At 46.8% G+C, this 14,566-nt stretch carries 13 protein-coding genes; 6 read left to right on the plus strand and 7 right to left on the minus strand.

The genetic code is table 11. The features are described from left to right. Positions 1-112: 112 nt before the first annotated feature. Entirely contained in the window at positions 113-1,918 is a 1,806-nt protein-coding gene (locus ABD880_RS03740) for a M61 family metallopeptidase (RefSeq protein WP_345162470.1), read from the minus strand. A gap of 126 nt (positions 1,919-2,044) precedes the next feature. On the opposite strand from ABD880_RS03740, the gene ABD880_RS03745 reads away from it, so the two are divergent. Beyond that, positions 2,045-2,635 carry a C40 family peptidase gene (locus ABD880_RS03745; RefSeq protein ID WP_345162472.1) on the plus strand — a complete coding sequence of 197 codons (591 nt, stop codon included), beginning with the start codon at positions 2,045-2,047 and terminating at the stop codon, positions 2,633-2,635. Between the two features lie 944 nt (positions 2,636-3,579). After that, positions 3,580-4,008, plus strand: coding sequence for a DUF2147 domain-containing protein (locus tag ABD880_RS03750; RefSeq protein ID WP_345162474.1), 429 nt, complete (start codon positions 3,580-3,582; stop codon positions 4,006-4,008). 74 nt (positions 4,009-4,082) lie between these two features. Here ABD880_RS03750 and ABD880_RS03755 read toward each other — a convergent pair whose 3' ends face one another. The 3 genes from ABD880_RS03755 to ABD880_RS03765 form a co-directional block, all read right to left on the minus strand. Continuing rightward, entirely contained in the window at positions 4,083-4,553 is a 471-nt protein-coding gene (locus ABD880_RS03755) for a hypothetical protein (RefSeq protein ID WP_345162476.1), read from the minus strand. A gap of 219 nt (positions 4,554-4,772) precedes the next feature. Next, positions 4,773-6,740 carry a M1 family metallopeptidase gene (locus tag ABD880_RS03760; protein ID WP_345162478.1) on the minus strand — a complete coding sequence of 656 codons (1,968 nt, stop codon included), beginning with the start codon at positions 6,738-6,740 and terminating at the stop codon, positions 4,773-4,775. Between the two features lie 113 nt (positions 6,741-6,853). Next, positions 6,854-8,167: a T9SS type A sorting domain-containing protein gene (locus tag ABD880_RS03765; RefSeq protein ID WP_345162480.1), complete on the minus strand. Its 1,314-nt coding sequence runs from the start codon at positions 8,165-8,167 to the stop codon at positions 6,854-6,856. A gap of 146 nt (positions 8,168-8,313) precedes the next feature. Between ABD880_RS03765 and ABD880_RS03770 the strand changes: the two genes are divergently transcribed. Together ABD880_RS03770 and ABD880_RS03775 are read left to right on the plus strand one after the other, a co-directional pair. Further along, entirely contained in the window at positions 8,314-10,530 is a 2,217-nt protein-coding gene (locus ABD880_RS03770) for a sensor histidine kinase (RefSeq protein WP_345162482.1), read from the plus strand. Positions 10,531-10,540: 10 nt separating this feature from the next. Continuing rightward, a complete protein-coding gene (locus tag ABD880_RS03775; RefSeq protein ID WP_345162484.1) occupies positions 10,541-11,266 on the plus strand; it encodes a response regulator transcription factor in 726 nt (241 codons plus the stop codon). A 34-nt stretch (positions 11,267-11,300) separates the two neighbouring features. Here ABD880_RS03775 and ABD880_RS03780 read toward each other — a convergent pair whose 3' ends face one another. The 3 genes from ABD880_RS03780 to ABD880_RS03790 all read right to left on the minus strand — a co-directional run bounded on the left by ABD880_RS03780 (position 11,301) and on the right by ABD880_RS03790 (position 12,676). Further along, the gene (locus ABD880_RS03780; protein WP_345162486.1) at positions 11,301-11,933 is read right to left on the minus strand and encodes a cytochrome c oxidase subunit 3; all 633 of its coding nucleotides are present in this window, start codon (positions 11,931-11,933) and stop codon (positions 11,301-11,303) included. 180 nt (positions 11,934-12,113) lie between these two features. Further along, positions 12,114-12,467, minus strand: a complete 354-nt coding sequence (locus ABD880_RS03785) for a hypothetical protein (RefSeq protein ID WP_345162488.1) — start codon at positions 12,465-12,467, stop codon at positions 12,114-12,116. Between the two features lie 2 nt (positions 12,468-12,469). Beyond that, positions 12,470-12,676 (minus strand): hypothetical protein, encoded by a 207-nt coding sequence (locus ABD880_RS03790; RefSeq protein WP_345162490.1) that lies wholly within the window; start codon positions 12,674-12,676, stop codon positions 12,470-12,472. 152 nt (positions 12,677-12,828) lie between these two features. Here ABD880_RS03790 and ABD880_RS03795 point away from each other — a divergent pair, with 152 nt between their 5' ends. Continuing rightward, positions 12,829-13,566 (plus strand): TapB family protein, encoded by a 738-nt coding sequence (locus ABD880_RS03795; protein ID WP_345162492.1) that lies wholly within the window; start codon positions 12,829-12,831, stop codon positions 13,564-13,566. Between the two features lie 251 nt (positions 13,567-13,817). Continuing rightward, complete coding sequence (locus tag ABD880_RS03800) at positions 13,818-14,534, plus strand: 3-ketoacyl-ACP reductase (RefSeq protein ID WP_345162494.1); 717 nt, start codon at positions 13,818-13,820, stop codon at positions 14,532-14,534. Positions 14,535-14,566: the final 32 nt, after the last annotated feature.

Below are 14,566 nucleotides of genomic sequence, written 5' to 3' on the forward strand. Positions count from 1 at the left end.
GTTTTTAAGCTATATTCCAGAAAACAGGCCAAAAACAAAAAAGAGATCGGCTCCCTGAATCACCAGGGAGCCGATCTCTTTTTAATGCCTTCTTCTTATACTAACTAGTTGCCTATTTCTTAGGATCTAACCAGGCTCTCAACTGCTTTTTCTGAGCCTCTGTGGCATTAGGCAGCATTTGGGCCTGGTATTTTACGGTTTGGTCTTTCAATAACTTAACCGGTATGATCATGAGTTGACCCGCTCTATTGACAACCAACTCCAGCACGTCTCCTACCTCATAAGATAAAATAGATTTGTTCAAGTCATCTGTTACGCGGTAGCCATTCATGCCAATGATTTCATCATGCACGTTCAAGCCAGCCTGCCAGGCGCTTCCGTTACGGGTCACGGAGGTCACCATGGGCTTACCGCTGGCCAGGGAAATACCTGCCCCCAACAAAGGATTGTTGCTGCCTTCGTTCACATTCACCAACTGCACGCCCACGGTGGCAAAATAGGAATTGTAGTCAGGAGTTTCTACGCCGTACGCGTACTTCTGGAAAAAGCTATCCATAGAACGCCCCGCAAACTTCTCTATGCCCTGCTGGAACTCCTTGTCTGTGTAGCCTCTTTTCTTCTTTTTATAATACTCATCATATAGGGCGTCCATGGCATCGTCCAAGCTTTTGGCACCGTTGGTGGCCTTTCTTATTTCAAGGTCTAACAGCATACCTAAGATGGCTCCTTTGCTGTAATAAGACAAGAACGTGTTATATGAGTTCTCATCTGGGCGGTATTGCTTGATCCAGGCGTTAAAACTGGATTCTGCAGCCGACATGGCCTTGTTGCCCGGCGAGTTCTCTGCGCTGGTAATGCCCGCAGCCATGTCATCCAAGAACTCCTTGTCCGTGGTGAAGCCACTGCGTTTTACAATAAGGTCTGCATAATAGCTCGTGAAACCCTCAGATACCCACAGCATGTTGGTGTAGTTCTCGGCGTCATAGTTAAACGGTCCTAAAGCGATGGGGCGTAAACGCTTTACGTTCCAAAGATGGTGGTACTCATGGGCTACCAAGTTCAGGAAGCCTTCATAGCCGCGTTCTGTGCCATAGGTGGTTCTTGTAGCCTGCAACGTGGTAGAGTTCAAGTGCTCCAATCCTCCGCCGCCGTTGTGCAGGTTCTGTACAATGAAGAGGTAACGCTTTACGGGTATTTCACCAAAGACCTTCACAGCCTCTTCAGTGACCTTCTGCATATCGGCCATCAAGCGCTTGGGGTCATAATTGGCATCTCCGTACATGGCTACTTCATGCGGCACGCCGTTGGTCTCAAACGTGAAAATCTCATGGTTGCCAATCTCAAAAGGCGAATCGGCGAGCACGTCATAGTCTGGCGCAGCATAGGTGAACTCTTTCCCTGCCACAGAAGATAAACCAGTAGATACTTTGGTCCATCCCTTGAACGGTACAATGGTCACGGTAGATCCCAGCTCTTTGTGGCCGTCTGGGTACATGAACACGCTGGTTCCGTTTATGTACCCGTGAGTGGCATCCACAAAACTAGTGCGCACGCTCACTTCATAGGCATACACCTTATAACGTACCGTTAGGTCCTTGCCGCCGCTGGCAATGCGCCAGGTGTTCTTATTGATTTTAGTGGCAGGTACCTTTGCGCCGCCGGCATAGGCCTCAAAGGCTTCTACGTTCTTTGAGAATTCTCTAATGAGGTAAGAGCCGGGAGCCCAGGTGGGCATCTTTACGTCCAGGTTTTTGTTCTTGAAACCAGCAAGGCGCATTTCAACTTCAAAGTAGTGCGTATGCGGTTCTGGCATGGACACCTGGTACGATATGGACGGAGCGGCAAATGCCTGAGAAGTGAAAGCCAGCGTGAAAATAAGAAGCAGACTAACACCCCAGCTAAATGATGTTCTTATCATGAAAATGGAAAGTTTTGTGTGGGTTGAAACCGAATAATACGGCTAAAAACGGGGTTTTGCAAGGCAAATGCCGGCAAAGCCAACCACGCAGCCCCCTCTTCCCGTATGCAGGCCAAAGACATAGTCATGAAAAAAATTTGGATTGGGTTTGGAATAGCCCTCTTAGTGATACTTCTAGTGAAAGTATTTACCGGTGAATCTGGAGATAAAACCGCCCTCATTACCCGCACCAGCAAAGACGGGAGAGACAAAACCTTTCACAAAGACGCTGCCGCCCAAGAGCCCTCCCTGGCCCGTGCCAACCTAGACGTGCTGGAAGGAAACTACGCCAACAAAGCCGATAGCATTGTAGCTTTTGCCCTGCAACGGTACGGTGTAGAATATAATTATGGGGGTGCCACCGAAGAAGGTTTTGACTGCTCTGGCTTCACCACTTATGTATACAAGAAGTTTGGCGTTGATATTCCGCATGGTTCTAGCCTTCAGGCTAAGGAGGGCGTATCTGTTCCATTGAAACAAGCGCGCAAAGGTGACTTGCTCATCTTTACTGGCACCAACGTGGAGGACCGCACGCCCGGCCACGTGGGCATTGTCATGACCGGGCCCGAAAAGAAAATCCAGTTTGTGCACTCCTCTTCCAATGGCGGCGTGAAAGTGAGCGAAGTGATGGGCACCCTCTATGAGAAACGCTTTCTGGACGTGAGAAGACTGTTTTAATTTCAGACATAAGACGCAAGATTCAAGACACAAGACTTTCTTACAAAGTAGCGGCTCGTTTTTAGCCTGTTTTCATGAAAACAGGCTAAAAACGAGCCGCTATGATTTTCAGGAGACATGCTTCAATTTATGATAAGTCTTACATCTTGTGTCTTAAATCTTACGTCTAAAAAAAGGGCAAAAAAATACCCGGCCACTGCAGTAGCCGGGTACGGAATCCTTTGAAATGGTATCAAGCGACACAGGAAGGAACTGCCTCCCTCAAATGCTTGGCTACCTCATGTCGGATTCGCCAGTTAGACCAAAGTCTTTAGCAAGCTTCAACACGATAAACGGTTGACACATGAGCTAGGCTTGATACATTCTTACTGGGATTAGACACTTTTACCTCCTTTCTTTAAGTACAACATAAACCCGTCTGTACCTCCAAATAACTTATGGTTTCCATTCAGGCCCGGAGCACTCGCTTCCGAAGTATAAAGTAAAAAGAACCGGTGATAGTTCAAAAGAAAAGCCAAAAAAACAGGTGTTTTTCTAAGTGCCTAAAAATGAGTATAATTTAATTAAACCAAGTAGTAGAAAAAGGCTTCCTTCCCCCAAAGCCACTTGCCCAATTCCATCATGAGCTATTGATAACGGGCAGAGATTAATCCAAAATCTAAAAGTAACGCTTCCACTACTATTAAAAGGATGTTAAGATTAAAGATGGTTCTTAAGGTCCTTGTAATTGAGTTTTATTTAAATGCTGCTGTTGAATAGGTAGCTACTATTATATAAGGTATACCCATTGACACAAGGGCTCTTTTTCATAGCTCTTCTAATTGAGTAACAAGAGCATAGGATGAATTTTTATTTAAAATTAATGTTCACAGGATAGGCAATTATGGAATTGGACCATTTATTGCATATATTCCCATATAAAACAACAAACTAACCAAAACAGTATGAAAAAGTTCTTTTTCCTTGCTCTCTTCCTTTGCCTTACCACCTTGGGATGGGCTCAGAAAGGCTCTCCTATCGGCACTTGGACCAACCAAGAAAAAGATGCCCGCTTTGAGATTTACCAATGCGGAGATAAGCTTTGTGGCAAGATCACTTGGCTTAAGGAGCCTAACCGGGACGGTAAACCAAAGTTAGACCAGTTTAACCCAGACCCTAAATTGCAAAAGCGTCCTATCATGGGCTTGGTGTTCTTAAAAGGTTTTGAGCCAGATGACGCCGGCAAGTGGGATGATGGCGAGATCTATGATCCAAAATCTGGTAAAACCTATTCTTCTTATATGAAGGTTCTTGGCAAAGACAAGCTAGAAGTGAAAGGCTACATTGGAATTTCCTTGATTGGTAGGTCACAAATCTGGACTCGCGTTCAATAAGTATATTCTTATATAAAAACAGAAAGGGCTACCATTGGTAGCCCTTTCTGTTTTTATATAAGAATCAGTTTCTTTTAGCAGAGGTCAAGAATCTTAATTTGGTTATCTCTAAAGGTAAACGTGTCTCCTTTTACCTTACCGGCCATTGCCTGGAAAACCGGCGAAGCCGGTGAGATGGCAAAAAACTTTTCTCCGTCTATGTTCACTTCACCTAGGCTCACAGAGATGAAATAGTTCTGCGTGTTGGTCCTCACTACAGAACCAAGAGAAATGTCATCATTCACTTTGTTACGAACAATACGCTTAAGAATGCTCAACTTGCCAATGGCTTCGTCTAGCTGCTTGGCAAACATATCGCGCTGTATGTGGCACGCCTCTCTGAATGACTCAAATTTATCCTCAATGGCGCCCTGACTGTCATTGGCACTTTCTTGGGCCTCTTCCATGGCATATCTGGCGTTGTCTACAAAGTCTGTCTGCAACCGTATGCACTCATCCACCAAACGGTGTTTTATCTCTAATTCAAAAGCTGTATCTGTCGTCATACTTCAAGTTTTAAAAGATTAAGGAAAACCATGGGCCGCACGCCCTGACTAAGAAGATAATTAATAGGCAATGAAACAGATAAATAACCGTTTTTGGGCTGTTTTCAGGAAAGTAACCCAAAAATGAGTACTTCTTATTAGAGAATCATTGCAAAGCTTTAAACTGAAAATATGGAATTTTGTTGAATAATTCTTAAAAATTCATAGCATTTATACCATTTACAACTTAACAAACCGGACGTAACTATACGTATTCCCTTGTTTAAGCCTTAGTAGATAACTGCCAGCCCTTAACCCTCCTACCTCAACAAACCCTTGGTTAAATTTAACTAACATCAAGGTTCTACCAAGCATGTCTACCACAGCAGCTTCTTCAAAAATAGTTGCATCACCTGTAATGTATAACTTGTCTGCCGTGGGATTAGGGTGGACCACCAACGTAGTAGACAATTGCTTTAAAAGTTCAGGGTCTTGTTTGCTGGAAGTGACTTTGTCTAACAACCATTGATCCGGATCCACAACTATTGCCTGGATGTTACCTCTTACTTTAAGCTGATAGGTGGCAACAGGAGCAGTTTGTTCAAAGGTCACTAAAGTGTCCACTTGATCTGTTTTCACCAGATACTCAACCGAGGTTTTAAAGAAGGGCGTGGCGGTGCTGGAACCAGTTTGTTTGTTGCTAAGTACCACGTCTTTGCCCTGCTGCGCCCATGAAATGTCAAACTGCGGATACCCCTCCCCGTACACCCATTGGTCAAAAAATGTCTGAAAGGATAGACCAGTAACCTTCTCGACCACTCTTTGAAAGTCCCTGGTGTCTGCTACCTGGTATTTGTAGGTCTGGCGGTATTCTTTGAGGATCTGGAAGAAGACGGCATCTTGCTTGACTGCCCTTCTTAGCATGTGCAGCACAAAAGCTCCTTTCCGGTAAGAAAGCGCCGAGCTGAAAATGCGGCTCACGTTGGTGCTGTCTTTTACAAACACAGCCCCCTGTGGCACGCTCAAGGCGCTTTGGTGGGCCGTGTTGAGCCAATTTTTAGCATCTGAAGGGATTAATTTCTGTAAGGCGATGTACTCTGAATACGAGGCAAACCCTTCATTCAGCCAGATGTGGCTCCAGTCCTCACAGGTCACCTCGTCCCCCCACCATTGGTGCGCCAACTCATGGGCCGTTAGCGTGAAGTTAAAGCTGGACTGTGTGGTCATGGTCTGGTGTTCCATGCCCCCGCCTATGGGCGCCATGCTATGCCCGTACTTTTCCTGATAAAACGGATACGTGCCGTACAACTCAGAAAAGGTCTGCAACAAAGGCCCCGTCTGGTCAATCTGGAACTTAAAGGTGTTTAGAAGGTTGGGGTGATTGTAAACAAAGTTCTGTACCAGTACCGGTTGTGAAATTCCAGTCAAGTTGACTAGAAAGGAATACTCCTGGTAATCAGATACGGCTACTGATATGAGGTAATAAGCAATGGGATACCTGGACTTCCATTCATAGCGGTGCTTTTGGTTGGGCATGGGCGTAACGCGCTGGAGCAAGCCGTTGGAGCCTACTTTGTTGGTCACGTCTGTGGTTATCCAAACATCCACAGAATCTGCTTTGTCAGACAACAGCTGCTTTACCGGAAACCATTCATAAGCCGCAAACGGCTCGCTTAAAGACCATGTCACTTGGCTTCCCCAGGGCTGTGCTACGCCCGTGTTGAAACCGTTGCCTATGGCCGCGCTAGCGCCAGAAGGCGCAGTGCCTGCGTAGGTGATGATTACGGTGAACTTGGCGTCCTTGGGCAAGGCGTCCGTCATTTCAGCTATGGCCTCACCACCCACTCGCTGCACGGTAGTCTCTACGCCGTTCACCGTGAGGCTAGAAATCACCAGGTTGGGATGCAATTCAAACGCGAACCTGGAAAGAGGCGACAACGCTTTTGCTTTAACAGTGACCTGGCCCCCTACCTGCAAAGAGGCTCTTTCTACAGCAAGGTCCAGTTTATTCCAGTTCACGTCATATTGCTGCATAAGGGCCTTATGCATTGCAGAGGTCATACCATCGGCTAATAATTGGATGGTGGTGTTGACTCTGGCAGCGGCGCAGGAATGTACCTCTAATGGCTTTATTTGTCCAACCACCTGCCCTCCTGCCCAGCCTTGAGCAAGACATAGAATAAAAATGGATTTGAGGAGCGTGCGCATGGCCAACATAAGTTTGAATTGAAAAGCAGTACACCAAGTTAGTAATCTTGGACCATATATAAACAAACAAAGCCCGGTAGTGGCCGGGCTTTGTTTAAAGAAATGATATGAATTTATTGCACAACCACTCTTTCTGAGCGCACGTTCTTCCCGCAAAGAATCTGAAGGATGTAAACACCTCTGCCAAATTTGCTTATGTCCAGGTCACGGGTGAACAATCCCTTTTGCATGCCCGCATTTTCTTCCATCACCGTTCTACCGGTGCTGTCCACTACGCGCAGTCTGGTATCTGATTTCTTGTCAATGGTAAATGATACCGTAAACCTGCCGCTGGTCGGGTTGGGGTACAAAGACACCTTAAAGTCGTTGTTTGTCTTAGCTTCTTTAGACTTGCTGGTTTTTGCCTTCTGCGGCTCTTCTGCTTTTACGGTAGGCCGTAGGACTATAATTTCAAAACGCTCCTTTTCTTTGGGTAAGGCCAGGCTCAATCTTCTTTCTGCTCCCGCGCTGCCTTCGTTAATACTTTGGAACACATTTATTTGCCCAGCCACGTCTTTAACAATGGAAAAGCTTTTGTTCTTCATTAAAGTATCCCTTACTAGTTGCACTAGGCTGTCTGTATAAATAAATACTTTGCCGGGCAGTAAGGAATCCCCGCTCATAGATCTTCTTAGATAGAAGGTATGTCCTTTTTTGGGTTCACCGTTAGCCTCCACAGTGGTAACCCATTTGTTAGCTTGTTTCCCATTTTTAATGATTTGCCCATGCACTACTTGCACCGCGCTATCTCCAGAGATGGACCTAAAGGTCATAGCCTTGGTAGAGTCATTGCTAGCCAAAGCATGAATTCTCATCTTTTCAAAAGTCTGAACACCAGGAATGGTGGAATTCTGGACTGGTTTAGCCCCGAGCGATCTTAAGGAATGGCCTTCTGGGCTTAACTTTCTGACGGCTGTCATCTTAGAAACGCCCGCCGGAATCACCAGCGTGGTATCCAGCATGTAATACTGCCCCTCTTCCTTCTTCAGGATTTTTAGTTTTACGGTGCGCTCTTTGGTGGAATCTTCAGAAGCCAGTAACTGCGCCCTCAGGCTACCTTCTCCATCTACCATAGCCCTGCCCTGAATGATCCCGTCCATGGAAGTGGTGCCCATTCCCGAAGGCCGCACCAGAATACGCTCAATACTCTGTGAGTTTTGCCTGGCATTTTCAGCGAGGTGCTTGTACCTGGCCAGTTCCTCTGGCGTTACGGTGACAAGCGTGTCTACCAGCACCAATTTGCCATTTTTCCCATGGTACATGCGCACGCTGGTTTTATCTTTAGCTGGTGCCTTTTTCTTCTTTTGGGCGAAAGCCTGTGAGCCAGAGAGGGTTCCTACAGCAAGCATGCTCAAGAACACAGAGGTAAAGGTTGTATTCATTTTCATATCTAGGTATCTTAGAGGTGTTTAAACCGTTGACTGGCACAATATTACTGACTCAAAGTATAAGAAAGGGTTAAGACTCTGTTAATGTCTGTTAAGGAAAAGTTAAAGTCTAAAATAGAGTGCCATTTGCCCTTATCTTTGTAGAGATGAGAAAGAAAACACTGGTTCTGGTCATTGCCTTGATGAGCGTCTCCCTGCTGGGATTGATTGCTTTTCAGGCGTTCTGGATTCACCATGGCTTAAGGATGGAGGCCGAGGTGTTTGACCGCAACGTGCAGGATGCTTTGCTGCAGGTGGTGAACAAACTAGAGACCCAGGAAAAAATCCAGTTTTTAAAGCAAGAGGCACCGCAAATCAGGAAAGCAGTTTTGGAGCCCAGCCAAAAAGAGTCTAGCAAGACAGGCCGGACAGAATCAAGAACTTCGGCGAAGGTACAAGTCCCGGCCCCGGTGGCCCCAACTCCCTTTTCCAACAATATAACAAGCTATGTAGTGACAGAAGAAGCTGTCACAGCTAAACCAACCATAGCCCAACCCAAGCACATTGCTATTTCTGCCGGCACAATCGTCTCCTTTCCAGACAATCAATTGGTGGCCATTCCCGGCCACAAGACAGTACCACACGGCCAGAACTTTACGTATGCTGGTGCCCGAGGTGGTGAAAGAAGGCATGTTATTCAAAAACCTAGCAAACCAGACAGTTCTGTTGTTTCTTTCAACCACTTGTTTGGGAATAAGAGAGTAGATTCTGTCATTGTCTGGAAAGTGCTGGGAGCTCAAGCCAGAAAAGCAGACTCCCTATTGGCTCGTAGTCAACGCAATTCAAGCTTCATTGGCAGGAAAGACTCTGTAGCATTTTTACGGTTGGCAAATGACTCTACTCTTAAGAAAAAAGATTTTGACGTTTACCGCAGTATTCCCACTAAGGACATAAGCTCAGTCCATGTAAGAGGCAAGGTCATTAACATATACACAGATACATTAAGAGGCATACCCCATGCCACGACCTTTTCCTCTAGAGGAACAAAAGACACGGCTCGGCAAAAGGCATACAAGACATGGGTTTATGAGAGCGCGCCCCCAGTTCCTGTACCTGTTAAGAAATCCAAAAATGTAGTAGAACAAACAATCCAAGAGAAAAGGGCGCTGGCTTCTACCCTACAGCAGAAACAGCATGAAGCTAAACAACAGGCAGCTACCGCCAAGGCAGAAAAAGGGCTGGAAAAGGTGATGCAGCAGATGGCGGTGGAGTATGTGCGCAAAGAGAAACCCCTGCAGGAACGCTTAAAACAACTCAAGTTAGAAGAGCTATTGGCCAATGAGTTAAAGATCCGCCAAATCCTGACGCCCTACCACCTACAACTACTTCAATCTGCAAAAATAGCTGAGAGCCCTGGTGTCATGTTAACCTCCTCTACGCTGCTCACAGGCGGGACTTTACCAGGCGCTCAACAATACAAGGTGCGCCTTTTCCCGAATGACGTTTTATCAGCACCCAGTTATTTGACCCTTATATTTCCTAACCGGGACGCCTATGTCTGGCAGAGCCTATTGCTGCCCACGTCCATTTCGGTGCTCTTCACCTTGGTCATGGTGCTAACCTTTGCCTACACTCTGTACACCATCCTGCGCCAGAAAAAGCTGTCAGAGATCAAGAATGACTTCATCAACAACATGACGCATGAGTTCAAGACGCCCATTGCCACCATTTCTCTGGCCCTGGATGCCATGGTCAACCCAAAGGTGCGCAAAGACGAGGTAAGAATTGGCTATTATGCACGCATCATCAAAGACGAAAACAAACGTATGCACCAGCAGGTGGAGAAAGTGTTGCAAACGGCCCAATTAGAGCGCAACGACCTGCAATTATCCTTAGAGGAGGTAGATGTGCATGCCTTGATTCAGAAAACCATTGAGCCGTTCCAATTGCACATAGCCCAGCGGCAGGGCCATTTGGCATTAAAACTGGAAGCTACGCCGGCTTTAATTCAGGCAGACCCTGGTCATTTAAGCAACATGATTGCCAACTTGCTGGACAATGCCAACAAATACTCGCCAGACGCGCCTAACATCGTTTTGCAGACGGCCACGGTTGCCAATGGCTTGCACATCATGATAGAAGACCAAGGCCTGGGCATGACCCGAGAAGCCCAGAAACGGGTCTTTGACAAATTCTACAGGGTCCCTACCGGCAACGTGCACAACGTTAAAGGCTTTGGGTTAGGGCTAAGCTATGTTAAAACCATGGCGGAGGCGCATGCAGGTAACATACATGTGCGCAGCGAGTTAGGCAAAGGCAGCAAATTTACCTTATGGCTGCCCAAGGAAGTCACAGACGTTTCTTCAAGAGTAAATTTTTTCTAATCTATCACGTATGAGCCAAGCCCCTGCTACCCGTTTATTATTGGTTGAAGACGACCCCAACTTTGGCATGGTCCTAAAAGACTATTTGGAGCTGCATGACTATGAGGTGACACTGTGCACAGATGGCTTGCAAGGGTACCAGGCGTTTCAGAAGGAACTGTTTGACGCCTGCATACTGGATGTAATGATGCCCGTAAAAGATGGGTTCTCTTTGGCCACGGATATAAAAAAGGAGAACGCCCACCTGCCCATCATTTTTCTGACGGCAAAAGCCATGAAGGTAGACATGCTGGAAGGCTTTAGAATTGGCGCAGATGACTACGTAACCAAGCCTTTTGACTCAGAGATTCTTCTGTGCAAGCTAAAGGCCATCCTGCAGCGCAAGCAATCCTCTATAGCGCCACCTAAAGAAGAAAATAAAACAGAATATCAGATTGGCAGATTCCAGTTTAACGCTAAAACCAGGTTGATCTTGGATGGGCCGCAAACGCAGAAACTGTCTCCAAAAGAAGCAGAACTATTGCTGCTTCTTTGCCAGCACGTGAATGATGTTTTACCCCGTGAGGTGGCCTTGAGCAAAATCTGGGGAGAGGACAACTACTTTACCGCCCGCAGCATGGATGTGTTTGTAACCAAGCTAAGAAAGTACCTAAAGGCAGATGCTGCGGTAGAGATAGTGAACGTGCACGGCAACGGGTTCAGGCTTTTGGCGCCGGCAGGCATCCTATCAGAATAGCTTTTGGCAAACCGTTTTTGGGCTGTTTTCTGGATTATAGGGCAAAAACGAAGACAAAGTACAAGGCCAGCCACAGCACACCCATAAAATGCCAATAACTGCGGAGCATCTCTAACTGCATTCGTCTAAATGGATCCCGAATGTACACCAGATGCCGGATTGGGTCGCTGGCGGCGCGGTTTACCTTCATGTACAGAATGGTAAGAAAGGCCAGCCCTCCTCCCAGGTGCAACAAGTGCATAGCAGACAGCAGATACAAATACGTTCCCAGAGCCTGCCCCGAAAAGTAAATGCCGCTCTTGGTCATCTCATACCAGGCCACTACTTGTGAAAGCGTGAACAAAAGGCCCAGCACCAGGCCCCACCGCATGTTTCGTTTTAGCTGGTGCAGATTGTCCTGCCGGTAGAACATGGGCACGTAATGGATGAAGAAGCCGCTGAACAGAATAAGTACCGTGCTCAGGGAGAACAATTTGGGCAGCTTGTAGGCATAGGTAAACGGCAAGGACCAGACCCGGTGCAGAAACAGGAATATGACTACCATGAAAAGGATGCCCATGCCCGCCATGCTCATGTACAACAGCATTTTAAGCGGCGGAATGCGCTCAATCTTTTCAAATCTGGAAGACCTGCCGGCTCCTATCTTATTTTGATTCTCAGATCTCATCTGGTCTTTTTCTACTGGTCACACCTATCCCCGGCCATGGCTAAAGGCTGTTATTCTTTAATACCTTGAGGATGAGGCAAATGTTTAAGGGATGTGCTAAATAGATGCAATTTGTTGCCAGGGGGTTGCATCAATATTTTCTTTCTGAAATATATTCTACCCGCTATAAGGGTATAAGCCCTACTTGCCTTTAAAAAGAGAGCCTAATTTGCCAAACAAAGCGTTTCCCACGGCATACCTTGGGGTTGGCCCCGCACCAAATTCAACATAGGTTTTATTGTCCACCCGCACGTCCACCTGTAAGCCTAACTCCAAAATAATCTGGTTTATTTCGCGGGCTTTTTCAAAAAGTGCATTCAAGCCACCCGAAGCGCCTTTTGAAGCGCTGGATTTAAAACTATCGGCTACGCGCTCCAAGGCGGCATGGTCCTTAAAATTGATGAGCACAAAATTCTCCTCGGCCACCACCATGACGTTGTCTTGCCCAATGCTCACCAGCAATTGGGCCGAAAGCTCTATAGACCCCGCCCGCATGTTTAGAAATGCTCTGACCGTGAGGAACTGGTCTTGATGGTCAACCGGCCGTTGAGCCGCCAGGTAGCAGGGTTTCCTTGGGCGCCGGGACCCTGCATAGTAATGTCGTCAAACTGAAAAGAGGCTTCCATGTCGGCGGCGGTAAGCTTGTCTAGAATAACGGCGGCCAGCTCAGAGAATTTTTGGATGGATTGGGGAGAATCGTTCATATATGAAAAGGATACGTCGTGTTGAAAGTACGGTAGGCCCGGCTGCGTGTTGCAAAACCGGGGCACTATATAGAAACGGTCATATCCAAGAAGGTCCCCTCTACGTATTAGCCACAAATCACACCGAAGAAATAACTTTGGTACGTACTACCATGAAACTATTTTACACTTGTATAGCCATCCTTGCTGTTGGCTTTTCCTTTACCGCGGGCGCACCTGCAGCGGTTGCCCAGACGGTGGCTTGCCCCCAGCCTTTTGGCTACGCCAAGAACACAGAATTTATATACCAGGTCACGGACAAAGGCAGAACAAAGGGCACCTTGCACAACCTAGTCATGCAAGAAACCACAACCGAAGACGGAGCCACTCAGATTGATTTTAAAAGTGCCAGGATAAAGCACAAAAAGCGCCCAGAACCGGCAGAGGAGTTTAGAATTATCTGTAAAGGAGATTCTGTGTACCTTGATGCCAAGCTACTGCTGCGCGAACAAGCCCTAAAAAGCTTTGACGGCAAAGAGTTTGACTTTGTAATGAAAGACATTGCCTATCCCCTTAATTTGGCCGTGGGGCAAAACCTACCCACTGCTGGATTGGACGTACGCGTACGCTCCTCCCAGATCAACATTACCCGCATTGTCATGCTGGCCACTAACCGACAAGTGACGGCCAAAGAAACCATTAAAACCCCAGCCGGCTCGTTTGATTGTTTTAAAATCACCTACCAATATGCCGTTTCTTTAGACGCGATGGGTATGCCCCTAAGAGACGTGTACAGCGTTGAAGAATTTTTCTCGCCAGAGCATGGGCTCATTAAGGTGCAGTTTTACACCAAGAAGGGCAAAAAGGCCAAAGGGTTAGAACTGAATTCAAGAAGAGACAAGCGTAGTTAAGGTAGAGAATACATACAAAGTACCTTCAGCCGTTTTTGGCCTGTTTTCATGGAAACAGGCCAAAAACGGCTTTTCTTTAAATGCGAATTTTAACGGCTAGGACTTGTTTTGACTGGACTAGCAGTGAAAATCCTACGGCATTTAGATTTAAGAAAATCAACCAGACCTGTTTTTGCTCGTTACTTTAAGAGAATCTGACCTTTTAAATAGGAGGCCGGTTTCTTTAGAAAAGACATGTTACAAGTATACTTATGGAATCATTGAAAGGAAAGACGGCCCTGGTCACTGGGGCCGGAAAAGGAATAGGAAAAGCCATTGCCATTGCCTTGGCCAAAGAAGGAGTGAATGTGGCCTTGCTGGCGCGCACTAAAAGCGACCTTATGAAAGTGGCGCAGGAGATAGAAGATTTAGGTGTAGACACCACTGTGGTCACGGCAGACGTTACCAACATCAACAGTGTGAATGAAGCCGTGGAGCAAGTAATGCAAGACCTGGGCTTTATAGATATTCTCATCAACAACGCCGGCACGGCCACCTTCGGCAAGTTTTTGGACTTGGAGCCTGACCAATGGGAACAGATCATTAAAGTGAACCTGATGGGTCCTTATTACGTGACCCGCGCTGTGTTACCGGCCATGATCTCCAAAAAGACCGGCGACATTGTGAACATCTCCTCTACCGCCGGCCAGCGCGGCGCAGCCATGACCAGTGCCTACAGCGCCTCTAAGTTCGGGTTGATAGGCTTGACGGAATCCCTTATGCAGGAAGTGCGCAAACACAACATACGTGTGACCAGCCTTACGCCCAGCACGGTGGCTACAGACTTAGCCGTTGAACTCAAACTCACCGACGGCAATCCAGAGAAGGTGATGCAGCCAGAAGACTTCGCGGAATTTTTAGTCTGCCAGCTGAAGCTGAACAGAAGGGTTTTTATCAAGGACGCTGGCATCTGGTCTACCAATCCATAAAGATTACCAGCGGGTAAAGCAAGAAGCCCGTT

It is taken from the genome of Nibribacter koreensis (assembly GCF_039541795.1).
Taxonomy (GTDB): domain Bacteria; phylum Bacteroidota; class Bacteroidia; order Cytophagales; family Hymenobacteraceae; genus Nibribacter; species Nibribacter koreensis.

What these genes read in the sequence shown, in the direction of transcription:
- ABD880_RS03740 (WP_345162470.1), bottom strand. Translation starts at nt 1,918, where the DNA reads ATGATAAGAACATCATTTAGCTGGGGTGTTAGTCTGCTTCTTATTTTC.
- ABD880_RS03745 (WP_345162472.1), top strand. Translation starts at nt 2,045, where the DNA reads ATGAAAAAAATTTGGATTGGGTTTGGAATAGCCCTCTTAGTGATACTT.
- ABD880_RS03750 (WP_345162474.1), top strand. Translation starts at nt 3,580, where the DNA reads ATGAAAAAGTTCTTTTTCCTTGCTCTCTTCCTTTGCCTTACCACCTTG.
- ABD880_RS03755 (WP_345162476.1), bottom strand. Translation starts at nt 4,553, where the DNA reads ATGACGACAGATACAGCTTTTGAATTAGAGATAAAACACCGTTTGGTG.
- ABD880_RS03760 (WP_345162478.1), bottom strand. Translation starts at nt 6,740, where the DNA reads ATGCGCACGCTCCTCAAATCCATTTTTATTCTATGTCTTGCTCAAGGC.
- ABD880_RS03765 (WP_345162480.1), bottom strand. Translation starts at nt 8,167, where the DNA reads ATGAAAATGAATACAACCTTTACCTCTGTGTTCTTGAGCATGCTTGCT.
- ABD880_RS03770 (WP_345162482.1), top strand. Translation starts at nt 8,314, where the DNA reads ATGAGAAAGAAAACACTGGTTCTGGTCATTGCCTTGATGAGCGTCTCC.
- ABD880_RS03775 (WP_345162484.1), top strand. Translation starts at nt 10,541, where the DNA reads ATGAGCCAAGCCCCTGCTACCCGTTTATTATTGGTTGAAGACGACCCC.
- ABD880_RS03780 (WP_345162486.1), bottom strand. Translation starts at nt 11,933, where the DNA reads ATGAGATCTGAGAATCAAAATAAGATAGGAGCCGGCAGGTCTTCCAGA.
- ABD880_RS03785 (WP_345162488.1), bottom strand. Translation starts at nt 12,467, where the DNA reads ATGCGGGCGGGGTCTATAGAGCTTTCGGCCCAATTGCTGGTGAGCATT.
- ABD880_RS03790 (WP_345162490.1), bottom strand. Translation starts at nt 12,676, where the DNA reads ATGAACGATTCTCCCCAATCCATCCAAAAATTCTCTGAGCTGGCCGCC.
- ABD880_RS03795 (WP_345162492.1), top strand. Translation starts at nt 12,829, where the DNA reads ATGAAACTATTTTACACTTGTATAGCCATCCTTGCTGTTGGCTTTTCC.
- ABD880_RS03800 (WP_345162494.1), top strand. Translation starts at nt 13,818, where the DNA reads ATGGAATCATTGAAAGGAAAGACGGCCCTGGTCACTGGGGCCGGAAAA.